Here is a 23326-nt window from a genome sequence, read left to right on the forward strand (position 1 = left end):
GAGCGCTAGGATCGTGCCATGATCCAGTCGCCGCCCGAACCCCACCGGATCGCGGTGCTGGCCCTGCCCGGCGTCCTGCTGCTCGATCTCGGCATTCCGGTGCAGACCTTCGGGCCGGACCCGCACTACCGCGTCACCGTCTGCGCCGATCCGTCGGCCGGACCGGTCCTCGCCGACGGCGTCGTCCTCGCCACCCCGGCCGGGCTGGAGGCGCTGCGGGACGCCGACACCGTCGTCGTCCCGGGCTACCAGGACCCGGAAGCGCCGGTTCCCGGCACGGTGCTGACGGCGCTCCGCTCGGCGCACGCGCGCGGGGCGCGGCTGGTGTCGATCTGCACCGGCGCGTTCGCCCTGGCCGCCGCCGGACTGCTGGACGGCCGCCCCGCGACCACCCATTGGCGCGACGCCGCCGCGCTGCAGCGCCGCTACCCCCGGACCGACGTCCGGCCGAACCTGCTCTTCGTCGACGACGGCGACATCCTCACCTCCGCCGGGGTGACCGCCGGGGTCGACCTCTGTCTGCACATCGTCCGGCGGGACCACGGCGCCGCCGCCGCCAACGCCCGTGCCCGGGCGCTCGTCGCCCCGCCCCAACGCCCCGGCGGCCAGGCCCAGTTCGTCGAACGCCTCCGGCCGGACGCGCGCGGGGACGAGCTCGCGGCGGTGCGCGCCTGGATGCTCGACAACCTCGCGTCGCGGCAGAGCGTCGACGAACTCGCCCGGCGCGCGCACATGTCCCGACGGACCTTCATCCGCCGCTTCCAGCAGGAGACGGACAGCTCCCCGATGGCCTGGCTGACCGCCGCCCGCCTCGACTGGGCCCGCGAACTCCTGGAAACGACCCCGACCCCGGTCGAACAGGTCGCCCGCCTCAGCGGCCTGGGCAGTCCCGCCGCCTTCCGCGCGGCCTTCCACCGCCACATCGGCACCTCCCCGGCGGAGTACCGGGCCACCTTCCGGGCATAGAGCCCGGGCACAGGGCTTTGGCATACAGCGCCCGACGGAAGCGGTCGGGACGCATTCCGGATTTCGGAGGACGGAAATCGGCGTAATTCCGTCGATGGACCGGGTCGGTACCTTCCGGCCCCCCTGGGGGCGGCTTTTCCTGTTGGCGATGTTGTGTCCGGAGTGTCCGTGCGTCGCTCTTTGCCGAGACTTTCCGTAGACAGGTCTGGACCATGCGTAATGCCGGTGGAAGAGTGGGCCGCGCCAACGGGGGGCACGAGCCGCCCCGACGACTTTCCAGGGGGAAATCATGCGAATCGGTACCCGTGCGCGCGCGGCCTCGGCGGCGGCCGTGATGATCGTGGCCGGCCTCTCGTCCGTCATGGTCGGAGCCGGTTCCGCCCAAGCCGCGGCGGCGAGTTGTCCCGCCGGCGGCCAGGTGCTCGGCCCGATCCAGAACATCCTGGTGGGCTCGCAGACGATCGGTAAGTTCTACCTCGGCTGGGACTGTCGGGGTGCTTACACCGAGGTCAATCTGTGGAACACCAACTACGTCAACAACTGGAGTTACGGCCAGGTCACCGTGAAATCCAGCTCGAACTACTCGGCGAACAGCAACCGGCCGATCGCGAACGCCGGCACGTACTGGTTCGACGCCGGCTTCATCCCGGTGACCGGCGTTTCCAACACCCGCCTCTACAAGGGGAACTGGAACTTCACGGCCTACGGCCACTCGTGCTCCGGCGAGACGCCGACGTGGAACTTCTCCAACGGCAGTTACAGCACCGCGGACATGTTCTCGTACTGCAGCTGATACCGTCCGGCCCCCGGGCGGCCCGTTCCTCCGGGACGGGCCACCCGCGCCTGCGACCTGGGCGATCGTCCAGGTCGGGCGGTGCCGGCGGCCGCGCACGTCCGAGACGAACCCGGACCCCGTGATCCACCGCCCCGCTCGTGGGCGGGTCGTACGCGGTCGTCCGGCGGACCCGTTCGGGTGAAGGCCCTTCTGAACGGCGCGCCCGCTGCGGCTCGGCCCGTTGGGCACCCGCCCCGTCGTGAACACGGACGCGCGGTCCCGACCTCCGCCCCGGCGCGCCCGTCGCCCGTCGGGCGGCGTCAGGTGTCGGAGCGGGCCGCGCACCCGTCGGCGGCGGTCCCGGTAGCGGCGGCGGCGCGGCTGAGCGCGGTGTGCAGGCGCCGCACGGCCCGCTCGGCGTCGGCGAGGTCGGAGGGTGAGGGGACGACGGTGCCGAAGGACGACTGCCGGTCGGCGGGCAGGGCGCGCCAGCGCAGCACGGGGGAGAGCGCGGTGCCGGCCTGGGCCAGGTACCAGGCGAGCGGGCCGTGGATGCGGGCGAGGGCGATGGCGAGGACCGCGAGGGCCTCGCGCAGGTGCTCCAGGCGGTCGATGACCGGCAGCCGCTCCTGCGTTCCCGCCTCGCCGACGGCCTCCGAGAGTCCGCTCGCGGTCTTGCGGGCCAGCGCCGCGTCCTCCTCGGCCGGGTCCCACAGGCCCTGGCTCAGCTGACGCTCGGCCTCCGCGGTGAGGTGCGCGATCTGCGCGCACATGCCCGCCTCGGCCGGCAGCGGGCGGTAGGTGCTGTGCGGGGGCATGTCGTGCCTCTCGTCGGGAGCGCGGAGGGGGGAAGGCGGGACTCGGGGAGCGGGCGGACGCGGAGAGGGAACTGCCACGCGGTCCCAACGGTGCAGGCCCGCGGCTCCGCGCACAGCCCCGTGAACGAAGCCCCGGGAGCGCAGGCGGCCCGGGAACGAAGCGCCTCGCACCACCCCGCCGAGGGGGCGGTACCGTGTCGCCCGGGCAGGTTCGGGGAGAGCACGGGACAGCCGGTGGTGGTGCGGGTGGAGTCGTTGTCGTTCGAGAGCGTGAACGTGGGCGAGACGGAGGAGTTCCTGTCGTCCGTGTACACACCGATGAGGATCGGCGGGCCCGTCCAGGACGCCAGGGTGCGGATCAGCCGCCGGGCGGTCGGGCCGGTGGCGATGGACCGTCTCGACTTCGGCTACACCATGGCCTACGACGCGGGCGACCTGGGCAGGGTGTGCCTGATCAGCATGCACAGCGGCACCCTCGCCGACCTCACCTACGGCCGCGAGGAGGTGTTCGGGCCCGACGAGACCTTCCTCCTCGCCCCGCCCGACCGGCCCTACCGGGGCGAGGTCCGGGCAGCCCGCTACACCAACGCCCTGTTCGACACCGCTCTGCTGGACGCCGTCGCCCCCACCGGCCCCGGCACGCGCCCGCCGCGCCTGACCGGCAACCGGCCGGTCGACCGGGCCGCGAACCGCCGGCTCGCGGCCACCATCGCCTACGTCCGCGACCACGTCCTCGACGACCCGGCGGCCTGCGAGAACGAACTGCTGGTCGGCACCGCGGCCAGGCACCTGGCGGCCGCCACCCTCGCCGCGCTGCCCAACAGCACCCGTGACACCGTCCGCCCGGCCGACAGCGCCGACGCCACCCCCGGTACCGTGCGCCGGGCGGTCGCCTTCATCGAGGCCAACGCCGACCGGGACATCGGCCTGGTGCAGATCGCCGCCGCCGCGTACGTCACCCCGCGGGCCCTCCAGTACGCCTTCCGCCGCCACCTGGACACCACGCCGCTGGCCTTCCTGCGCCGGGTCCGGCTGGACGCCGCGCACCGCGAGCTGCTCGCCGCGGACCCCCGCGGCACCACCGTGACCGAGATCGCGATGCGCTGGGGCTTCGCCCACCCCGGGCGCTTCGCCGCGCACTACCGCAACACCTACCGGACCGCGCCGGGCACCACCCTGCACCTGCCCGCGTGAGTGCCCGGATGGGTGCCCGCGCGACTGCCCGCCGGCGGTTCAGCGGCGGGGTGGCAGGCGGTGGAGCCGCACCTCGGTGAGCCCCCCGTCGTCCAGCCGGGCGGTGAGGTAGGTGGCGAAGGGCTGGCTGCGCCGGTCGGTCGGCGAGCCAGGGTTGAGCAGCCGCAGGCCGCCCGGCGCGAGGCTGTCCCAGGGGATGTGGCTGTGTCCGAAGACCAGCACATCGGTGTCGGGGAACCGGGCCTCGCAGCGCTGTTCCCGGTCCCGGGCGGGTCCGGTCTCGTGCACCACCGCGAAGCGGACGCCCTGGAGCCGCACCCGCGCGATCTCGGGCAGTCGCTCGCGCAGCGCCGCCCCGTCGTTGTTCCCGTGCACGGCGACCAGCCGTTCGGACCGGGACCGGAACAGGTCGAGGGTGGCGGTGTCGACCCAGTCGCCGGCGTGGAACACGACGTCGGCCTCGTCGAGGGCGTCGAGCAGCGGCGCGGGCAGGGCCCGTGCCCGGGTCGGGAGGTGGGTGTCGGAGGTCAGCAGCAGTCGCATCACGCTGAGAACGACCGCACCGCCTCCGGGGCTTCGGGGCCGCTGCGGGAACCACCCGGTCGGCGTCCCGGGCCCGGGCGGCCGGCCCCGGTCTCCCCCGAATTCCCTTGCCCTCGGCGGCGATCGGGGTGATCCTTCGCCAATGGAGATGCCGCCGCGGGTGATCGAGCTGGACGACCTGACCCTTCGCCGATTCGACCCCGAGGGGGACCGTGCGGAGCTCTTCGAGGTCATCGACGGGGCGCGGGGACACCTCAGACCGTGGATGTCCTGGGTCGACGAGCACAACCCGGACCGGACCGCCGAATTCCTGGCGCGGCGCCAGGAGGCCTGGGAGGCGGGCCGGGACTTCACCTTCGCGGTGGTGCTGGGAGGGGCGATAGTCGGCGCCTGCCAGCTGTTCCGGCGGGAGGGCGGGCCGGGCGGCGTCATGGAGATCGGCTACTGGCTCCACCCGGCGGCCACCGGGCGCGGTGTGGCCACCCGGGCCGCGGGCGCCCTGGTCGCCGAGGCGTTCCGGTTCCCGGGCGTGGAGCGTGTCGAGATCGCCCACGACCCGGCCAATCACGCGAGCGGTGCCGTCGCGGCCAGGCTGGGCTTCACCGAGGGCGGCCGCCGCCCGGCGGCCGGGACGGGCGAGGAGCTGGTCTGGCGGCTCGGCCGCCAGGCGGACGTGGTCCAGGAGTGTGCGGCCGGGGAGGAAGCAGCCGACGAGAGCGAAGTCCGAGGAGAGCGGGGTCTGAGGAGAGCGAAGTCTGAGGACAGGAAATCTTTCGGTTCTCACCCGCCGAAGTGACGGCGTCTCACCGGCGGGTGCTGAAGATCTTCCGGTGAGTGGGGGGTCAGACGGCGGAACTGCTCGCCGGGTACCGCTCGGCCCCGGCCCCCTCCCCGTTGGTCCGGCACACGCTGCAGGTGTGCCATCCCTGCCGGTCCAGGCCGGACCGGTGCGGGGCGAGGGTCATCTCGGAGGTGTCCAGCCCGCACAGGGTGCGGGGGCCGCAGACGCCGGAGGCCTCCGCGGGGGCGGCGTGCGCGCGGCGCACCGGACCCTCGGGATCGGTCGGGGTGAGGCCGGGCCCCAGGACCCGGACATTGGTCGGTGTGTCAGATTCCAGTACGACAACGGTGTCCATCCCCCCACCGTTCCCGTCGGGCCGTCGGGCTGCACCCGCACGTGGCATCCGGACCAACCGGTCGGAGGACGGCCGCCGGACCCCCCGGCGCCGGGGCGGGTGCCCCCGCCCCGGCGCCGGTACTACGCTGGCGGGGCCGTCCAGTGGGGAGTGCCCGGGAACATGTTTGTGAAGATCTGCGGTCTGAGTACCGCTGTGGATGTGGCCGCGGCCGTCGCGGCCGGTGCCGACGCGCTGGGCTTCGTGCTGACCGAGAGCCCGCGCCGGGTGGAGCCCGCGCTGGCACGGGAGTTGGTGGCGGCGGTGCCCGAGGAGGTGCTGACGGTGGCCGTGTTCCGGGAGGAACCGGCCGCGTACGTGCGCGCGGCGGTGCGCGCGGCCGGGGTCCGCGCGGTGCAGTTGCACGGCAACCACCCGGCGGGCGCCTTCGCGGAGCTGTCCGACCTGGGACTGCCGCTGATCCGGGCGACTTCGGCGGCGAACGCGGCCGGCGCGGACTGCGGGGACTTCGGCGAGGACCTGCTGCTGCTCGACGCACCGGTGCCGGGCGCCGGGGAGCCGTGGGACTGGTCCGAGCTGGGCGCCCGCCCGCCGGCCGGGAAGTGGCTGCTGGCCGGCGGTCTCGGTCCGGCGAACGTCCGCGAGGCCGTCGCGGCCGCGAACCCGTGGGGCGTGGACGTCTCCAGCGGGGTCGAGGTCCGGCGCGGGGTCAAGGACCCCGACCTGATCACCGAGTTCGTCCGCGCCGCCAAGTCCCGCTGACCTCCCCCGGCCCGCGCCCGGTCCACTCCCGGTGCGGGGCGGGGCCGACGGTGTGCGCGAGCGGTCCGGGGCGGCGGGCCCCGCCGCCCCGGACCGGGCGCACCGCTACCCGGAGTGCCCGGCCTCCTCGCCCTTCTCGTCCTCCCCGCCGTTCTCGTGGACCTCGGACTCCTGGGGCGGCCGGCTCCGCTGGCCCGGCAGGCCGGTGCGTTCGTTCTGCAGGTCCCACAGCTCCCTGAACCGCCCGGAACCGTCGGCGACCAGCTCGGCGAAGGTCCCCTCCTGGAGGACCCGGCCGTTCTCCAGCACCACGATCCGGTCGGCGACGGCCACGTTGGTCAGGCGGTGGGTGACCAGGACGACCGCGCGCTCCCGGGCGACGGCCCGCAGGTTCTGGAAGATCCGGTGCTCGGCACGCGGGTCGAGCGCGGCGGTCGGCTCGTCCAGGACGAGCAGCCCGGCCTCGCGGTGGAAGGCCCGGGCGATGGCCAGGCGCTGCCACTGCCCGCCGGACAGCTCCTCGCCGCCCATCCACTCCACCGCCAGCAGGGTGGACAGGCCCCGGCGGAGCTTGGCGACGACGTCGGAGGCCCCGGAGGCGTCGGCGGCGCGCAGCACCGCCGCGTCGCCCTCGGGCGTGGGCTGGCCCAGCGTGATGTTCTCGCGGCAGGTCATCGGCCAGCGCGCGTAGTCCTGCGGGACCACGGCGACCTGGCGCCACAGGGCGTGGGGGTCCAGCTCCCGGGTGTCGCGCCCGTCCCAGCGCACCGCTCCGGCGTCGGGCAGGTAGAGGCCGGCCAGGAGCTTGGAGAGGGTGGTCTTGCCGGAGCCGTTCTCGCCGACCAGGGCGAGGATCTCCCCGCGCTCGACGTGCAGGCTCACCCCGTCCAGCGCCTTGCGGTCGGCGGCGGGGTAGCCGTAGCTGAGATCCTCCACCGCGATCCGCTCGGGTGCCCCGGGTGTTTCGGTGCCGCGCTCGGGCCGGTGGCCGCCGGCGGTGTCGAGGAAGTTCGACCAGTCGTCCAGGTACATGCCGGTGCGGAACAGATCGGCGCCGTAGCCGACGATGCCGCGCAGACTGGTGCCGACGGCGGCCAGCGCGAACACCGCGGCGCCGCCGCGCGGCAGGCTCATCCGGCCGCTGCTGACCAGCCACAGCATCGCCGCCCAGACCAGGGCCGTCCCGAGCCCGGAGGCGGCGGCGCCGACCACCGACACCCGGGCGCTGCGCCGCGCCGCCTGCCGGGAGTTGGCGTCCAGTCGCCGCCCGACGTGGTCGTACTTGCTGAGCAGGAACTCGCCCATGGTGTCGGAGCGGACCTGGTCGGCGTTGCGCTTGAGGTGGATGTACCAGCGCAGGTTGGCCATGATCCGGCGGTCACCGATCGCGGCCCGGTTGGCCAGGAACTGCACCCGGGCGGCGTGCACCGACGCGATTCCCTGGGGCAGCGCGGCCAGCACCAGCAGGGGGAGCAGCGCGGGGTGGAGCACGGTCAGCACGCCGGCGGCGCCGAGGAGGGAGGCGAGGGAGGCGAGCAGGTTCTGCGCCTCGCCGACGATGTCCACGCAGACCTCGGCGCCCCGGTCGGCGGCCTCCAGTTCGTCGTTGTAGCCGGCGTGGTCGTAGGCGGTCAGTTCGGCGGCGACGGTGGCGCGCAGCACCGAGGCCTCCGCCTCCCGGGAGATGCGCGGCGAGAGGTGGATGGTGATGGACTGGATGGTGATGCCCAGCAGGGACCGGGCGCCCGCGGCCGCCGCGATCACGAGGATCGACGGTGCGGCGTGGGTGAGTTTGGTGCCGACCTGGCCGGGGCCGAACAGGGCCGAGATCGTCCCGGTGGTCGCGAACAGGCCGGCCGCGCCGAGGACGGCGGACACCGCCTGGCATGTGAGGAGCAGGGCGACGGAGGCGCGGTCGATGCGCCAGCCGAGGCGGAAGGCGCGGACGACGAGCGCGGGCAGCCGGCGGGCCATCGCGCTGACGCTGATCGCCTCGATCGCCTCGATCCGGCGCCCGTCGGCGAGCCACTGCAGTTCCTCGTCGGTGGTACCGGCCGAGGTCGTCGTGGTGCTCAAGCGTTCGCCTCCTTCCGCGGCGCGCGGGCGGGCAGGGGAGCGGGGACGGGCGGTGGCGCGGGGACGGGCGGGAAGTGGATCGCCGGGGTGGGGGGACAGGCCACGGGGCCTCCAGTCGCGGAGCGGTGCGCGGACGGGCGTCAGTACCCTGGTCCGGCCATGGCGAACTAGCGCAACTCGCTTGTCACAAAGCTGAGTTGGCGAATCCGTCACGGTCGGGGTGGGGTCCGATGATGGTGCTGTTCGAGCGCGCCGTTCAAGCGGATTTCCGTCCGGGCGAGCCCGGGTCGAACAGGGACTTTTCGAGCACGCCCCCGATGGTCCGGAGCCTCCCCGCGCCGGGGGCGGACGGCGTGTCGGGCGGGCGGCCGCGGGCCGGGGCGGCCGTCGCCGGATTCACTCGTTCGGATGGTCGGACGCCGGGGCGGTTTGCGGCCCCGCCGGCTCCCGTCAGCTCCCACCGAACCCCGCCGGGACTGACGGTCCGTCGGTCCTCCCGCTCGTGGCGCCCACCGATCCGGCCAACTCCCGCGCGCCCCATCGGAAACCCGGATCGGAGACCCGGATCGGAGACCCGGGTCGGGGAGCGCCTCCGGTGGATCCCCCGGCGCGCGGGACGGGCCGGGCCGCCTCCCGAATTGGTCCAGACCCTCGCAATTGGTCCAGACCTATTGACGTGCTCGGCCGCCCCTCCTACGATCCGGACCGGCACAGCCCCACATGTCCCCCCACCTCACCCAGAGCCGGGCGTCACGCCCCCACGCGTCGGTTTCGTCCCTGGCGCTCGGCGGGAAGGGAGCACAGCATGTTCCGTCGAAGGTCGCGCACCCCGGATCCGCAGCCCCGGGCCACCCTGGAACGAGCAGCCCGGACGTACCGGACCGGCGGCGCCCGGACCGGACCGGGCGCGGTGAACCGCTCCCTCGCGCTGATCAGCGCCGCCGCCGTGATCGGCGCCGGCCTCGTCGTGGCCGGCAATGTCACCGCCGGGGCGGCGGTCCCCAACCTGCTGGCCAACCCCGGCTTCGAGAACGGACTCTCCGACTGGACGTGTTCCGGCGGCTCCGGCGCCGCCGTCGCCAGTCCGGTGCACGCCGGCTCCTCCGCGCTCAAGGCCACGCCGGCCGGCTCGGACAGCGCCCAGTGCACCCAGACCGTCAGCGTGCAGCCCAACTCGCAGTACACACTGAGCGCCTTCGTCCAGGGCAGCTACATCTACCTGGGCGCCACCGGCACGGGCCTGAGCGGCGCCCAGTCCACCTGGACGCCGAGCAGCGCCGCCTACAGCCAGCTCAGCGTCGGCTTCAGCACCGGGCCGAGCACCACCTCGGTGACGGTCTTCCTGCACGGCTGGTACGGACAGCCCGCGTACTACGCGGACGACGTGGTGCTCAGCGGCCCCGGCGGCACCACCACCCCGCCGACCACCCCTCCGACGACGCCGCCCACGACGCCGCCGACCACCCCGCCGACGACACCTCCCACCACTCCGCCCACCACCACTCCTCCGACGACGCCGCCCACGACGCCGCCGACCGGTGACACCTGCCCGACCAAGCCCCGCCCCGCGGGCAAGGTCCTCCAGGGCTACTGGGAGAACTGGGACGGCGCCTCCAACGGCGTGCACCCGGGCATGGGCTGGGTCCCCATCACCGACAGCCGGATCGCCGCGCACGGCTACAACGTCATCAACGCCGCCTTCCCGGTGATCCTCTCCGACGGCACAGTCCTGTGGCAGGACGGCATGGACGCCGGCGTCAAGGTGTCGACGCCCGCCGAGATGTGCCAGGCCAAGGCGGCCGGCGCGACCCTGCTGATGTCGATCGGCGGCGCCGCCGCGGGCATCGACCTCGGCTCCAGCACCGTCGCGGACAAGTTCGTCGCGACCGTCGTCCCGATCCTGAAGAAGTACAACTTCGACGGCATCGACATCGACATCGAGACCGGCCTCTCCGGCAGCGGCAGCATCGGCACGCTGTCCGCCTCCCAGTCCAACCTGATCCGCATCATCGACGGCGTGCTCGCCCAGATGCCCGCGGGCTTCGGTCTGACGATGGCCCCCGAGACCGCGTACGTCACCGGCGGCAGCGTCACCTACGGCTCGATCTGGGGCGCCTACCTGCCGATCATCAAGAAGTACGTGGACAACGGCCGCCTGTGGTGGCTGAACATGCAGTACTACAACGGCAGCATGTACGGCTGCTCCGGTGACTCCTACCAGGCCGGTACCGTCCAGGGCTTCACCAAGCAGACCGAGTGCCTGAACAACGGCCTGACCATCCAGGGCACCACCATCAAGGTGCCCTACGACAAGCAGGTGCCCGGTCTGCCGGCCCAGCCCGGCGCGGGCGGCGGCTACATGGCGCCGGGCCTGGTCAGCCAGTCGTGGGGCGCCTTCGGCGGCGCGCTGAAGGGGCTCATGACCTGGTCGATCAACTGGGACGGCTCGAAGGGCTGGAGCTTCGGCGACAACGCGAAGTCCCTCCAGGGCCGTTGATGTCCCGCTGACGCGCGGCTGACGCACCGCTGACGGGCCGGGAACGGCAAGGGCCCCGGGAGCATCGGATGCTCCCGGGGCCCCGTCGTCGTCCGGGTCAGACGGTGGCGAGGGACAGCTCGGTGGCCTTGATCAGCGCGACCACGGCGGAGCCGGTGGTCAGGCCCAGGTCGGTCACGGCGTCCCGGGTGACGGCCGCGGTGAGGACGCCGCCGCCCTCGACGGCGACCTTCACCGTGGCCATGGCGGCCCCGGCCGTGATGCCGGTGACGGTGCCGGGGATCCGGTTGCGGATGCTCAGCCCGGTGACCGGGCCGGTGGCCAGGGACACGTCCGTCGACTTCACCATCGCCTGCACCGCGCTGCCCTCGGCGAGTCCGAGCTCCTTGACGGCGTCGACGGTGACGGCCGCGGTGACCTCCTGGCCGCCGTCCAGCCGGGCCTTCACCGTGGCCATCGCCTCGCCCGAGGTGACGGAGGTGACGGTGCCGGGGATCTGGTTGCGAATGCTCAGGCTCATGGTGGCGGACCTCGTACGATCGCTGGGAGCAGGGCTTTCACCTGCGGGTACGCCCGACCCTAGGGGGAAACCGCTACCGCCGGGCGGGCCCCGTCGCAGCTGCGGGGCCGACCTCCGCGATCACCTGGCAGAAGCGCCCGGGGCCGGTCAGTCGACCAGCGCCCGGAGGGCCAGGCCGATGTACAGGAACAGCAGTGGGATCGCGAAGCCGCCGTAGACGGCGGGCAGGATCGACTCGGGGCCGCCGACGCCGACGCCGGTGAGCAGTGGGCGGATCCACAGGAAGAGGAGGGTGGCCAGGGCGGGGAGGGCGGTCTGGGCGAGGGGCCGCCAGGCCAGGTCGTGCAGTTGGTCCGCCTCCGCCGCGACGGAGATCGGCACCACGAAGCAGACGAAGAACACGCCGAGGAACAGCAGCAGGAAGAGGCGCATGCCGCCGAGCGTCGTGCCGGTGTCGACGTGCCGGGAGAGGTCCCAGGTGCGCACCACGGGGCCCAGCTGGGGCGCCGACGGGGCCCACAGGACCTGCACCCGGACGTCGGTGCGGGGTTCCTCGTAGGTGTCGGCGCCCCAGGCGGTGATCCGGCTGCCGTCGGGGAGGGCGAGTTCCAGATCGGAGTCGTAGTGGTGCAGCACGCCGTCGGCGTCCTCGACCGCCTCGGCGTTCGTCACCCCGACCACCGTCGCGGTGGCCACCACCGCGCCCGCGTTCTTGATCGCGCGCGCGTCCTCGCCGCCGTCCATCTCGTTCAGGGCGCACGGGAGCGCGGCCGCGAACGGCAGCAGCAGGAGGACGGCGGCCACGCGCACCCAGACCCAGGGGGTCGCGTCGAAGGTCATCGGCACCCGGAACCGCAGCGGGGCGAGGTCCTTGGACAGGGAGACCCGGCGGCGCCTGCGCCGGTGCCACATCCGGACGGCCTTGGCCGCCCACAGTGCCGCCACCCGCAGCCAGAGCAGGCCGATGCCGATCCGGCCGAGGGTGTCGATCGTGGTCAGCGGCTGGCGGGTCCCGCCGCCCAGACCGAACGCCCAGACGATCGCGACGGACAGGACCGCCCACGCGCCCACCGCACTCACTCGCGCCAACCAGACCAGCACGTGCCCCACCGCCCCCGATGTCGATCATCCGGGCGGGATCCTCCCACACGAAGGTTTCGGGCCCGCGGTGCGGGGCAGCGCCGGGTTCCCGGCCGCAGTGAGGGGCGGCCCGCCGGGCGGTCGGCGGGCCCTGCGACCGGGCCCGCCGGTCCCGTCGTCCAGCGGGAGCCGGACGGTCAGAGCGGGTGGCCGGTGCCGTCGGTGTTCAGGCTCTGGGTGTTGAACCTGATCTGCCAGACGACCACCCGCCCGTCCGCGAACTCGCAGACGACGGCGCCGTCCTGCCAGATGCCGTCGGTGTCGTACCACTGACTGCCCAGCGGGTCGCCCTGGTTGAGGTGCACGTCGTGGACGCCGAGGCCCGTGGTGAAGCGCTGGCCGAAGACGTAGATCCGGTCGGCGGAGCGCAGCAGGGGCTCCAGTACGTCGAGCGCGTTGTCGCCGTTGCTGGCCACCCACGGGTACACCGCTACGGGGCGGTTCGGGAGCTTGTGGAGCAGCGCCACCAGTCGGTCGACCACGGTCGGGCCGAACGCCGGCGCGCCGACGGGCTGCTTCTGCAGCAGCGCGACCACCCCCAGCACCAGCCTCCTGAGGGTGCGCAGCCAGTCGGGGTCGCGGAGCAGCGGGCTGCGGGCGTAGTCCAGCGCGCCGGAGGCGGGTGACGAGTCGAGCCGGTGGAAGTCGGCGGTCAGCTGCTGGAGGGGGCCCAGGTCGGAGCGGTACAGGCCGTCCACCAGCCGGTAGGAGACGCCGACGCTGCCGGGCGCGTCGACGTCGAGCGCGGCTTCGAAAGGGCCGACGGCCGTCGAGAGGGTCAGATGGCCGTGGTACCACTGGCCGAAGTCGTGCGAGGGGTCGCGCGAGAAGTCCTGGAAGGTGCCGACGGCCACGCCGTACAGGGGAAGGGGCATGGCCCAGGTTCGCACGCCGCGGGCGCGTGCGCGCCCAGGCGCGGCCGGGCGCGCGAGGGTGGCCCCGACCCGGAGGACCGCTGTGCCCGGGCGCCCCGGAGCGCGGGGCGCCCGGGCACAGCGGTCGGGTTGGAGCCGTCGGGTCGGGGCCGATGGCTCCGGGCGGGCTCAGTAGGTGAGGAGGCCCGGGTCGGAGAGGCCGGGGGCGCCGGTCTCGACGTGGCCGGCGAGGCGGCGGACGAAGTCGGCCGTCAGGGAGGAGGTGACGGTGACGTCGTACCAGTTGCGGCAGCCGCGCAGGTCGACGGTGTACCCGACGGTCGCGCCCCGGCGGACGGTGACGGTCTGCGGGGTGCCGCCGTAGGCGTTGGCGACGGTGAGGACGGCGTCGGCGCCGGCCGGGTTGGTGAAGGTGAGGTCGAGGTTGCCGGTGGTCGGGTTGTGGCGCGCGGTGACCTCGGGCCCGGCGGTCTTGCCGGGGTTGCGGAAGCGGCGCAGGAAGCCGTTGGGGCCGTGCACGGTGAGGTCGGTGACGCCCTTGGAGTAGGTGGTGTTCCAGGCGTCGGAGAGGTTCTTGCCCGCCTCCGCGGTGTAGGTCCACGGGCCGTCGGTGCGGTTGGGCGAGGTGACCAGGAACTGTGCGCCCGCCGCCGCCCCGCCGCTGAAGGTCAGCCGGTACTTGCCGGTCGAGATGTCGGCCGAACCGTCCACGTACGGCGCGTACTTGAGCGGACGGGTGGGCTTGGTGCCGGCCTCCTGCTTCGGCATGGTGCCGACGGCGGGCGGGGCGGGCACGTAGTCCGGGTGCCGGTTGGCGTCCTGCGGGCGGTAGCCGGCGGTGGACGGCAGGGCGGCCGGCGCCGGGTTGGAGGCGGTGAAGTCGAAGGCGGTGGTGAGGTCGCCGCAGATCGCGCGCCGCCAGGGCGAGATGTTGGGCTCCAGCACGCCGAAGCGGCGCTCCATGAAGCGGATGATCGAGGTGTGGTCGAAGGTCTCCGAACAGGTGTAGCCGCCGGTGCTCCAGGGCGAGACGACCAGCATCGGCACCCGCTGGCCCAGGCCGTAGGCGCCGGCGCCGTAACCGACGCTGCCGCCGTAGTAGTCCGCACCGGTGGCGACGGTCGACAGGCCCTGGGAGGCGGAGGAGGGCGGGAACGGCGGCACCACGTGGTCGAAGAAGCCGTCGTTCTCGTCGTAGGTGATGAACAGCGCCGTCCGGGCCCACACCTCGGGGTTGGAGGTGAGCGCGTCCAGGACCTGCGAGATGTACCAGGCGCCGTAGTTGGCGGGCCAGTTGGGGTGCTCGGTGAAGGCCTCGGGGGCGGCGATCCAGGAGATCTTCGGGAGCGTGCCGGCCTGCACGTCGCGCCGCAGGAGGTCGAACAGGCCGTCGCCCGCCTTGGCGTTGGTGCCGGTGCGGGCCTTGTCGTACAGCGGGCTGCCCGGCTTGGCGTTGCGGTAGTTGTTGAAGTACAGCAGCGAGTTGTCGCCGTAGTTGCCGCGGTAGGGGTCGTTGATCCAGCCCCAGGAGCCGGCGGCGTCCAGGCCGTCGCCGATGTCCTGGTAGATCTTCCAGGAGACGCCGGCCTGCTCCAGTCGCTCGGGGTAGGTGGTCCAGCCGTACCCGGCCTCCTGGTTGCCGAGCACCGGGCCGCCGCCGGTGCCGTCGTTGCCGGTGTGGCCCGTCCACATGTAGTAGCGGTTCGGGTCGGTGGAGCCGATGAACGAGCAGTGGTAGGCGTCGCAGAGGGTGAACGCGTCGGCGAGCGCGTAGTGGAACGGGATGTCCTGGCGGGTCAGATAGGCCATCGTGGTGGCGGTCTTGGCCGGCACCCACTGGTCGTACTTGCCGCTGTTGAACGCCTTGTGGCCGCCGGCCCAGTCGTGGTTGAGGTCCTGGACGAACTGCATACCCAGGTTGTTCACCTGCGGGCGGAACGGGAGGATCTCCTTGCGGGCGGAGTCCGTCTGGTACCAGACCGGCTTTCCGCTCGGCAGGGTGACGGGGCGCGGGTCGCCGAAGCCGCGCACGCCCTTCATCGCGCCGAAGTAGTGGTCGAACGAACGGTTCTCCTGCATCAGTACGACGATGTGCTCGACGTCCTGGAGAGTCCCGGTAGCGCCGGCCGGGGCGATCGCGGCGGCACGCGCGATGCTCTGCGACAGCGACGAGAACGCGGCGGTGGCGCCCGCCAGTTGGAGGAAACGGCGCCGGTTCGGCTCAGCCATGGGTGGGAGACCTCTGCCTGTCATGGGGGGTGGAGGAACGGTGCCTGAAGAGGACAGCGGCTACGGGGTACGTGCGGGCCGACCGCCGGTGTCCGGTTGCTGTACGTCAGAAGAACGCCTCGACTTGTATGGACATCCTGTGGCGCCCTCGGGGGAGTGCGGCAGGGGCCGTGCGCCGGTTGTGACGGGCGTCACGGTGCGACCGGGGTCGGGGAGTGTTCCCGGGGTGGCCGCGATTGCGCGGCGGACCTGCGGTTATGTGAGAGGGTCGGCCCATGGAACAGCGCGTTTTGGGACGAACCGGCCGATCTGTCTCGGTCGTGGGGCTCGGCACCTGGCAGCTCGGTGCCGACTGGGGCGACGTCCGGGAGGAGGACGCCCTGGCGGTGCTGGACGCCTCCGTCGAAGCCGGCGTCACCCTCTTCGACACCGCCGACGTCTACGGCGACGGGCGCAGCGAGCAGCTGATCGGCCGCTACCTGAAGGGTCGTCCGGACGCGGAGGTGTTCGTCGCCACCAAGTTCGGCCGCCGGGCCGAGCAGCGGCCGGAACACTACAATCTCGCCAACTTCCGGGCTTGGTCGGACCGTTCGCGGAGCAATCTGGGCGTCGAGCGGCTCGACCTGGTGCAGCTGCACTGCCCGCCGACACCCGTGTACTCCAGTGACGAGGTGTACGACGCGCTCGACACCCTGGTCGCGGAACAGCGCATCGCCGCGTACGGGGTCAGTGTGGAGACCTGCGCCGAGGCGCTGACCGCGATCGCCCGCCCCGGGGTGGCCAGTGTGCAGATCATCCTCAACGCGTTCCGGCTGAAGCCGCTGGAGCAGGTACTGCCGGCGGCCGCCGCGGCCGGGGTCGGCATCCTGGCCCGGGTGCCGCTGGCCTCCGGCCTCCTGTCGGGCCGGTACACCGCGCGGACCAGGTTCGCCGCGGACGACCACCGCACGTACAACCGCCACGGCGAGGCCTTCGACCAGGGCGAGACCTTCTCCGGTGTCGACTTCGCGACCGGTGTCGAGGCGGCCGCCGCGTTCGCCGGGCTCGCCCCCACCGGTGCGACGGCGGCGCAGACGGCGCTGCGCTGGGTCGTCCAGCAGCCGGGTGTCACCGCCGTCATCCCCGGCGCCCGCAATCCCGAGCAGGCGGTCGCCAACGCGGCCGCCGCCGGGCTCCCGCCGCTGCCGGACGGCACGCTGGCCGCCGTTCGCGAGCTCTACGACGCGCGGATCCGCCCGCTGGTGCACGACCGCTGGTAGGCGTGCGGCAGTCGGAGGCGGCGGACGGCCGGGTGGCCGTCCGCCGCTTCTTCTGATGCCCGGATCCTGTCGGGGTTCGGTGCCCGGCTTGTCGGTGCTGTCACCCTTGAGGCCCAAATCGGTCGTTCAGCTGGAGTTAATCTGTCATTTGGTAATTAGACTGGTTTGCATGCTGTCTGATCATCGCGCTCTCCTTGGCTCGGTCACCGCCACGCTGCGCGCGGCGGGGCTCCCGCTGGCCGACGCGGTGCTCGGGACCGGTGGTGCCACGGTCTCCGACGGGGTCCACGGCGTGATCGTCTCCTGGCAGGCCGCGCCCCGGGGCGCGGCGTCGGAGGCGTCCGGTGCGGCCGGGATCGACGGTGCTCGTCTGCAGGGTGGTGCCGCTGTCCGCTCGCGGCACTTCCAGGCCACCCTCCGCGTCGCCGCACTGCTGGCCGAGCTCGGCTTCCACAGCGAGCACCTCGGCGACCGCGTCCTGGTCAGCGGCCGCAGCGCGGGCTGACCGGCCGTTGCGGTCCGGCTGCTTGTGATCCGGGCGTCGGCTGTCCGGGCCTTGGCGATCCGGGCGTTTGCGATCCGGACCGGCGGTCCGTATCTTCCTGGAATGAAACGGACCACCGGTCCGGATCATCTCGGAGGGAGACGTCTGTGACACCCATGCCCGAAAACACCGGCCTCGCCGCCGGGGGCGCCCGATGACCGCCGGGGGGACCGCCGCCGGGACCGCCGCCACCCTGGTCGTCGGCGCCACCGGGACGACCGGCAGCCGGACCGTCGCCCGGCTGGTCGCGGCCGGCCGCCCCGTCAGGGCCGCCTCCCGTCGGGCCACCCCGCTCCCCGGCGCCGAACCGGTGCGCTTCGACTGGTACGACCGCGCCACCTTCGCCGAGGCCCTCGTCGGCTGCGACCGCGTCTACCTCGTGCCCCCGGTGGGGGAGCCGGACCCGGCGCCGGTCATGCTGCCGTTCCTCCGGCTGGCCCGGGCCGCGGGCCTGCGCCGTGCCGTCCTGCTGAGTTCCTCGGCCGTGCCCAGCGGTGGTCCGGCGGTGGGCGCGGTGCACGAGGCGCTGCCCGGGCTGTTCGCGGAGTGGGCCGTGCTGCGACCGTCCTGGTTCATGCAGAACTTCACCGGCGCGCACCTGCACGCCGACGGCATCCGGGGTGAGGGTGTCGTCCGGACCGCGACCGGCGGCGGGCGGGTCGGCTTCGTGGACGCCGAGGACATCGCGGCCGTGGCCGTGCACGCCCTCACCGACGACCCGGCGCCGAACCGCGAGCTGGTGCTGACCGGTCCGGAGGCCCTCGGCTACGACGACATCGCCCGGATCGCCGGGGAGGTCCTGGGCCGTCCCGTGGTGCACCGGCACCTGACGCCGGTGGAGCTGACCGCCGTCCTGGCGGAGCGGATGCCCGCCCGGTTCGCCGCGCTGCTGGCGGACCTGGACCGCACCATCGCCGAGGGTGCCGAGGACCGCACCACCGACACCGTCCTGCGCCTCACCGGTCGCCCGCCGAGCGGCTTCCGTGAGGTCGCTGTAAGGGAGTTGATGGTTCGTCAGGTATGACCGGTCCGGCGCGCCGCCGGGGTCGGGTCCGGTGCCCGGTCGTCCCTTCGGGGGCGGCCGGGCACCGTGCTGTTCCGGGCGGGTGGCCGGAGCGCGGGGTGAGGAGATGTGCGCACACCCTTGACGGTAAAAGTAATGTTCCTTAACTTAATGCCCGCGCCGCCTCTCCTCCGCTCCGTCCCCCACCTCATGGAGCCCCCCTTGTCCGCAGGCTTCACCCGCAGAATCGGCCTCTTCCAGGCCACCACGATCAATATGAGCCAGATGTGCGGGATCGGCCCGTTCGTCACCATCCCGCTGATGGTCGGCGCCTTCGGCGGGCCGCAGGCCGTCGTCGGCTGGATCGCGGGCGCGCTGCTCGCGCTCGCCGACGGCCTGGTCTGGGCCGAACTCGGCGCCTCGCTCCCCGGCGCCGGCGGCACCTACGTCTACCTGCGCGAGGCCTTCCAGTACCGCAGCGGGCGGCTGATGCCGTTCCTGTTCGTGTGGACGGCGATGCTGTTCATCCCGCTGATCATGTCGACCGGCGTCCAGGGCCTGGTGCAGTACCTCTCCTACCTGTGGCCGGGCATGACGACCGGGCAGGGCGACGTCGTCGGCGTCGCGGTGCTCGCCCTGGTGGTGCTGCTGCTGTGGCGCAAGGTGGAGAACATCGGCAGGGCCACCGTGGTGCTCTGGGGCGTGATGATCGTCTCGGTCGGCGCGGTGATCCTCGCCTCCTTCACCGACTTCCACCCGTCGATGGCCTTCACCTGGCCCGCCCACGCCATCGAGCTGACCCACGGCCAGTTCTGGATCGGCTTCGCCGCCGGTCTGACCATCGGGATCTACGACTACCTCGGCTACAACACCGCCTCCTACCTCGGGGCCGAGATCAAGAACCCGGGCCGGGTCATGCCGCGCGCCATCATCCTCTCGATCGTCGCCATCATGGGCATCTACCTGCTGATGCAGATCGGCGTCCTCGGCGTGATCCCCTGGCAGGACATGCTCGACCCCGACAGCGTCGCCTCCAGGTCCGTCGCCTCCGCGGTCCTGGAACAGACCTGGGGCAAGGGCGCCGCCGACACGGTGACCGTCCTCATCCTGATCACCGCCTTCGCCTCCGTCTGCGTCGGTCTGCTCGGCGGCTCCCGCGTCCCCTACGACGCGGCCCGCGACGGGATGTTCTTCCGCGCCTTCGGCCGGCTCCACCCCGAGCACGGCTTCCCGGTCGTCGGCCTGCTCTCGATGGGCGCGATCACCGCCGGCGGCTTCCTGTTCGCCCGGCACATCGGCAACGTCGCCGCACACCCGCCGCTGACCGTCCTGATCACCCTGCTCACCAGCGTCATGGTGATCGTGCAGGCGCTCGCCCAGATCGCCGCCGTGATCGTGCTCCGCAGACGGCAGCCCGACCTCGCGCGCCCGTACCGGATGCTGCTGTACCCGCTGCCGGCCGTCGTCGCGGCGATCGGCTGGACGATCATCTACGGCTACGCGGACAAGGCCAACCCCGGGGTCCACCCCGTCGAATGGTCGCTGGCCTGGGTCGCCCTCGGCTGCGTCGCCTTCCTGGTCTGGTCCAGGGCCGAGGGCGCCTGGCCGTTCGGGCCGAAGGAGATCCGCGAGGAGTTCCTGGACGCCCGGACCGACGAGGCGGAGGCCGCGCGGACCCGTTAGCCGCTCGGACCGTTCACCCCCGACCGCCGGGCGGCGGGCGGGTGGCGCCGCACCGCCTCCCGCCCGCCGTCCGGCCACCACCCGAGGACACCCTCTTGAGCACCGACCCCGCCCCGGACCCGTTCCCTCGTTCCCGTTCCCGCCCCGACGGCGCCGTCATCGGTATCGACTTCGGTGGCACCAAGACCGAGGTCGCGCTCGCCGACCCCGACGGCACCCCCGTGCGGCGGATCCGCTTCGCCACCCGACCCGAGCAGGGGCCCGACCGGGTCCTCGCCCGCGCCGGTGCGGCGGTCCGCGAACTCGCCGAGTACGCCCGGTCCGGGCTCGGCCTGCCGGTGGTCGCCCACGCCGCGGTCAGTCCGGGTGTCGTCCGGCCGGACCGGATCCTGCTCACCCCGAACCTGCCCGGCTGGGAGAACCTCGCCCTCGCCGACCGCCTGGCGCTCGAACTCGGCGTGGACGGCGTGGCGGTGGCCAACGACGTCCGCGCCGGAGCCCTCGCGGAGCTGCGCCGCGGCGCCCTGCGCGGCGCCGACCCCGGTGTCTACCTCAGCCTCGGCACCGGCGTGGCCGCCGCGCTCACCGTCGGCGGGCGGGTGCTGGACGGCGCGCACCGGGCGGCCGGCGAGATCGCCTACCTGGACCCCGGCCGACCGTCCGGTGCGCCCGTCGCGACATTCGCCGACGGGCACGCCCCGCTGGAGGAACTGGTCGGCGGCAAGGCCCTCGCCGAGCGCAGCGCCGCCGAACTGGGCGAGGCACTCACCGCCGACCGCCTGTTCACCAGCCCCGACCCGGCCGCCCGGCGGATCGCCCGCGAGGTGCTCGACACGCTCGCGACGGCCGTCGCCAACATCGCGGTGCTGCTGGACCCGGAGCGGGTCGTGGTCGGCGGCGGAATGATGGCGGCCGGAGCGGTGATCCTGCCCGCCCTCAGCGAGCGGCTGGACCGCGCCGTGCCCTTCCCGCCGACCGTCCTCCCGGCGCGTTTCACCGCCGACGCCTCCCTCCACGGGGCGATCACCCTGGCCCTGGACCACCGGTGCGTCCCGGCGGGTCGTTGAGCCCGGTGCGAGCGGGGTGGGTGCGCCGCGTGCCGCCGGTCAGTGGCCGCCGGTCCCGGTCCGGTCCGGCGGGCAGCGGAAGAAGAGCTCGGGATCACCGTCGTCCAACCCGTGCAGCAATCCGACCGCCTGCCACTCCTCACGCTGGAGCAGCCGCTGCATCGGCAGGTTGGAGACGTTCGTCGAGGTGAACAGCTTCGGTGCGGTGCAGGCCGCCCCCGCGGCTCCGAGCAGGAGCGATCCGACACCGCGTCGGCGGGCGCCGCTCCCGACCATCAGCATGGTCACGAAGCCCTGTTCGAAGAAGGTGTACTCCAGCACGCCGTAGCCCAGCGGCCCCGACGGGTCCTCGGCCACCAGCACGAGCCCCTCCTCGCACCATCGCCGGACGGCGGCGCGCCGGGCCGGGTCACCCGCCGCCGCGACCGTGTCGAGGCCCGCGATCGCGGTCCAGTCCGAAGGCGCGGCGGTGCGCACCAGGATCCCGCCGGAGTTCTGGATGTCCATGGACGCATCGTGGCAGTACCCGGCGGCGCCGGTCAGGACGGCCCCGGGGCGGGAGCCCCGGCGGGTTCGGTGGCGTAGCGGCGCATCAGCCGGAGCTGCGCCTCGGGCGTCACGGCCTCGCTGCCGGCGTGGAGGTCCCGCAGTTCCCGGAAGTACCGGACGTACGGGTCGGGGGTGAAGGTGCTGAGCATGACGGCCGGTTCGTCGCGGACGTTGGCGAAGGTGTGCGGTGCCCCCGGCGGGACGACGACCAGGGTGCCCGCGACCGCGTCGTGCTCCTCGTCCCCGACGGTGAACCGCACCGAGCCGGAGACGATGTAGAAGCCCTCGTCGTGCCCGGCGTGGCGGTGCTGCGGCGGACCCGGTGTGTGCGGGGCGATGACGGACTCGGCGATGCCCAGGCGGTGCCCGGTGGTGCCGCCGTCCTCCAGGATCCGCATCCGGGTGGTGCCGAGCAGGACGGTCTCGCCGTCGCCCGGGCCGACCACGGACACAGTGGGTGCGGCCGGTGCGGCCGGTGCGGCCGGTGCGTCCGGTGCCGCCGTTGCGGCGGGCACGGCGGAGTCGGTGGTGGGTGTGTCGGCGTTCGGTGTTTCGGTCATGCCCCGATTTCACCGCCGGGGCGGGTCGTCCGTCCAAGACCCGTTCTGTGGCGGTCGATACCGCGCGGGTATCGTTGCGGGTATGGAGCTGCGGACGCTGCGCTATTTCGTCGCGGTCGGCGAGGAACTCCACTTCGGCCGGGCCGCCGCCAGGCTGCACATGAGCCAGCCGCCGCTGAGCCGTGCGATCCGGCAGTTGGAGAGCGAGCTCGGGGCCGTCCTGCTGAACCGCTCGGCCACCGGGACCACGCTCACCCCGGCCGGGGAGACCCTGCTGACGGAAGCGCGGGAACTGCTGGACCGGGCCGAACGGGTCCGCGCCCGGGTCGCCTCGGCCGCCGGCCCGGCATCGCTGACCGTCGGCATCCTGGCCGACAGCTCCGACCTGGGGGTGAACCGGCTGGCCGCCGCCTACCGGCGGAGCTTCCCCGAGGTGGAGGTCCGCGTCCGCGAGACCGATCTGACCGATCCGACCTGCGGGCTGCGCGCCGGTCTGGTGGACGTGGCGCTGACCCGAGGCCCGTTCGAGGAGACCGGCCTGGCCGTGCGCGAGTTGCGGGCCGACCCGGTGGGGGCGGTGCTGCGCGCCGACGATCCGCTGGCCGGCCGCGCGCGGCTGCGGCTGGCGGACCTGGCGGAGCGGCGGTGGTTCCAGTTCCCGGAGGGCACCGATCCGCGCTGGCAGGCGTACTGGAACGGCGGTGAGCGCCGACAGGGTCCGGTCGTCCGCGCCGTCCAGGAGTGCCGGCAGGCGGTGCTCTGGAACGGCACGGTCGGGATGGCTCCGCTCGGGCACGAGCCGCCCCCCGGGTTGGCCGTCGTGCCGGTGGCCGACATGCCGCCGAGCCGGGTGCTGGCGGCCTGGAACGCGGGGGACCCGAATCCGTTGGTCCGCTCCTTCGTGCGCACCGCCGCGGCTGTGTACGGGGTCTGACGGTTCGTCGTCGGGGTTTCGGGTTTCGGTGACAGCTCGTCGCCAGGTCGGATGTTGATTCCTGGATTGTTGAACTCTGTTGCACAGCAGCGATGATGACGGATCGTCATGGTCCCGGTGCGGAACGTTCCGGGCCGAACGGAGTGGCGGCAAAGGGCTTCCAGAGGAGATGTGACATGTGCCATGGTACTGATCA

General features: G+C 73.3%; 22 protein-coding genes. 12 read left to right on the top strand and 10 right to left on the bottom strand.

The features are described from left to right. Positions 1-18: 18 nt before the first annotated feature. On the top strand, positions 19-966 hold the full coding sequence (locus OG715_RS40045; protein ID WP_266272290.1) for a GlxA family transcriptional regulator: 948 nt from the start codon (positions 19-21) through the stop codon (positions 964-966). A gap of 289 nt (positions 967-1255) precedes the next feature. Then, on the top strand, positions 1256-1759 hold the full coding sequence (locus OG715_RS40050; protein WP_266272289.1) for a hypothetical protein: 504 nt from the start codon (positions 1256-1258) through the stop codon (positions 1757-1759). Between the two features lie 302 nt (positions 1760-2061). On the opposite strand, the gene OG715_RS40055 is transcribed toward OG715_RS40050, so the two are convergent. Further along, the gene (locus OG715_RS40055) at positions 2062-2559 is read right to left on the bottom strand and encodes a hypothetical protein (protein ID WP_266272288.1); all 498 of its coding nucleotides are present in this window, start codon (positions 2557-2559) and stop codon (positions 2062-2064) included. Positions 2560-2805: 246 nt separating this feature from the next. Between OG715_RS40055 and OG715_RS40060 the strand changes: the two genes are divergently transcribed. Continuing rightward, the gene (locus OG715_RS40060) at positions 2806-3753 is read left to right on the top strand and encodes a helix-turn-helix domain-containing protein (protein WP_266272286.1); all 948 of its coding nucleotides are present in this window, start codon (positions 2806-2808) and stop codon (positions 3751-3753) included. 39 nt (positions 3754-3792) lie between these two features. On the opposite strand, the gene OG715_RS40065 is transcribed toward OG715_RS40060, so the two are convergent. Beyond that, positions 3793-4296 (bottom strand): metallophosphoesterase family protein, encoded by a 504-nt coding sequence (locus tag OG715_RS40065; RefSeq protein ID WP_266272284.1) that lies wholly within the window; start codon positions 4294-4296, stop codon positions 3793-3795. A 142-nt stretch (positions 4297-4438) separates the two neighbouring features. Here OG715_RS40065 and OG715_RS40070 point away from each other — a divergent pair, with 142 nt between their 5' ends. After that, positions 4439-5092, top strand: a complete 654-nt coding sequence (locus OG715_RS40070) for a GNAT family N-acetyltransferase (protein ID WP_266272283.1) — start codon at positions 4439-4441, stop codon at positions 5090-5092. Positions 5093-5138: 46 nt separating this feature from the next. Here OG715_RS40070 and OG715_RS40075 read toward each other — a convergent pair whose 3' ends face one another. Next, positions 5139-5432: a hypothetical protein gene (locus OG715_RS40075; RefSeq protein ID WP_266272282.1), complete on the bottom strand. Its 294-nt coding sequence runs from the start codon at positions 5430-5432 to the stop codon at positions 5139-5141. A gap of 162 nt (positions 5433-5594) precedes the next feature. Here OG715_RS40075 and OG715_RS40080 point away from each other — a divergent pair, with 162 nt between their 5' ends. Beyond that, a complete protein-coding gene (locus tag OG715_RS40080) occupies positions 5595-6194 on the top strand; it encodes a phosphoribosylanthranilate isomerase (protein WP_266272281.1) in 600 nt (199 codons plus the stop codon). 105 nt (positions 6195-6299) lie between these two features. On the opposite strand, the gene OG715_RS40085 is transcribed toward OG715_RS40080, so the two are convergent. Continuing rightward, positions 6300-8270: an ABC transporter ATP-binding protein gene (locus tag OG715_RS40085; protein WP_266272280.1), complete on the bottom strand. Its 1971-nt coding sequence runs from the start codon at positions 8268-8270 to the stop codon at positions 6300-6302. Positions 8271-9075: 805 nt separating this feature from the next. On the opposite strand from OG715_RS40085, the gene OG715_RS40090 reads away from it, so the two are divergent. Further along, positions 9076-10767 carry a carbohydrate binding domain-containing protein gene (locus OG715_RS40090; RefSeq protein ID WP_266272279.1) on the top strand — a complete coding sequence of 564 codons (1692 nt, stop codon included), beginning with the start codon at positions 9076-9078 and terminating at the stop codon, positions 10765-10767. 97 nt (positions 10768-10864) lie between these two features. Here OG715_RS40090 and OG715_RS40095 read toward each other — a convergent pair whose 3' ends face one another. The 4 genes from OG715_RS40095 to OG715_RS40110 form a co-directional block, all read right to left on the bottom strand. After that, the gene (locus OG715_RS40095) at positions 10865-11287 is read right to left on the bottom strand and encodes a TOBE domain-containing protein (protein ID WP_266272277.1); all 423 of its coding nucleotides are present in this window, start codon (positions 11285-11287) and stop codon (positions 10865-10867) included. Between the two features lie 147 nt (positions 11288-11434). Beyond that, positions 11435-12376 carry a hypothetical protein gene (locus OG715_RS40100; RefSeq protein WP_266272275.1) on the bottom strand — a complete coding sequence of 314 codons (942 nt, stop codon included), beginning with the start codon at positions 12374-12376 and terminating at the stop codon, positions 11435-11437. A 188-nt stretch (positions 12377-12564) separates the two neighbouring features. Beyond that, the gene (locus tag OG715_RS40105) at positions 12565-13302 is read right to left on the bottom strand and encodes a DUF2278 family protein (protein WP_266272274.1); all 738 of its coding nucleotides are present in this window, start codon (positions 13300-13302) and stop codon (positions 12565-12567) included. Positions 13303-13470: 168 nt separating this feature from the next. Then, positions 13471-15531, bottom strand: a complete 2061-nt coding sequence (locus OG715_RS40110) for a phosphocholine-specific phospholipase C (protein ID WP_266272273.1) — start codon at positions 15529-15531, stop codon at positions 13471-13473. Positions 15532-15806: 275 nt separating this feature from the next. Here OG715_RS40110 and OG715_RS40115 point away from each other — a divergent pair, with 275 nt between their 5' ends. From OG715_RS40115 to OG715_RS40135, 5 genes are all read left to right on the top strand, one after another. Beyond that, positions 15807-16790, top strand: a complete 984-nt coding sequence (locus tag OG715_RS40115; protein WP_266272272.1) for an aldo/keto reductase — start codon at positions 15807-15809, stop codon at positions 16788-16790. Between the two features lie 169 nt (positions 16791-16959). Beyond that, positions 16960-17295, top strand: coding sequence for a hypothetical protein (locus tag OG715_RS40120; RefSeq protein ID WP_266272271.1), 336 nt, complete (start codon positions 16960-16962; stop codon positions 17293-17295). A gap of 193 nt (positions 17296-17488) precedes the next feature. Then, entirely contained in the window at positions 17489-18358 is an 870-nt protein-coding gene (locus tag OG715_RS40125; protein ID WP_266272270.1) for an NAD(P)H-binding protein, read from the top strand. A 189-nt stretch (positions 18359-18547) separates the two neighbouring features. Then, positions 18548-20020: an APC family permease gene (locus OG715_RS40130; RefSeq protein WP_266272269.1), complete on the top strand. Its 1473-nt coding sequence runs from the start codon at positions 18548-18550 to the stop codon at positions 20018-20020. A gap of 95 nt (positions 20021-20115) precedes the next feature. Next, positions 20116-21087, top strand: coding sequence for an ROK family protein (locus tag OG715_RS40135; RefSeq protein WP_266272268.1), 972 nt, complete (start codon positions 20116-20118; stop codon positions 21085-21087). Between the two features lie 39 nt (positions 21088-21126). Here the strand turns inward: OG715_RS40135 and OG715_RS40140 are convergent, their stop codons facing one another. Next, positions 21127-21594, bottom strand: coding sequence for a GNAT family N-acetyltransferase (locus OG715_RS40140; RefSeq protein ID WP_266272266.1), 468 nt, complete (start codon positions 21592-21594; stop codon positions 21127-21129). Between the two features lie 32 nt (positions 21595-21626). Beyond that, on the bottom strand, positions 21627-22196 hold the full coding sequence (locus OG715_RS40145; RefSeq protein ID WP_266272265.1) for a cupin domain-containing protein: 570 nt from the start codon (positions 22194-22196) through the stop codon (positions 21627-21629). A gap of 82 nt (positions 22197-22278) precedes the next feature. Here OG715_RS40145 and OG715_RS40150 point away from each other — a divergent pair, with 82 nt between their 5' ends. Next, positions 22279-23130: a LysR family transcriptional regulator gene (locus OG715_RS40150; protein WP_266272264.1), complete on the top strand. Its 852-nt coding sequence runs from the start codon at positions 22279-22281 to the stop codon at positions 23128-23130. Positions 23131-23326 lie beyond the last annotated feature (196 nt).

It is taken from the genome of Kitasatospora purpeofusca (assembly GCF_036010405.1).
GTDB classification, from domain to species: Bacteria; Actinomycetota; Actinomycetes; order Streptomycetales; family Streptomycetaceae; genus Kitasatospora; species Kitasatospora purpeofusca.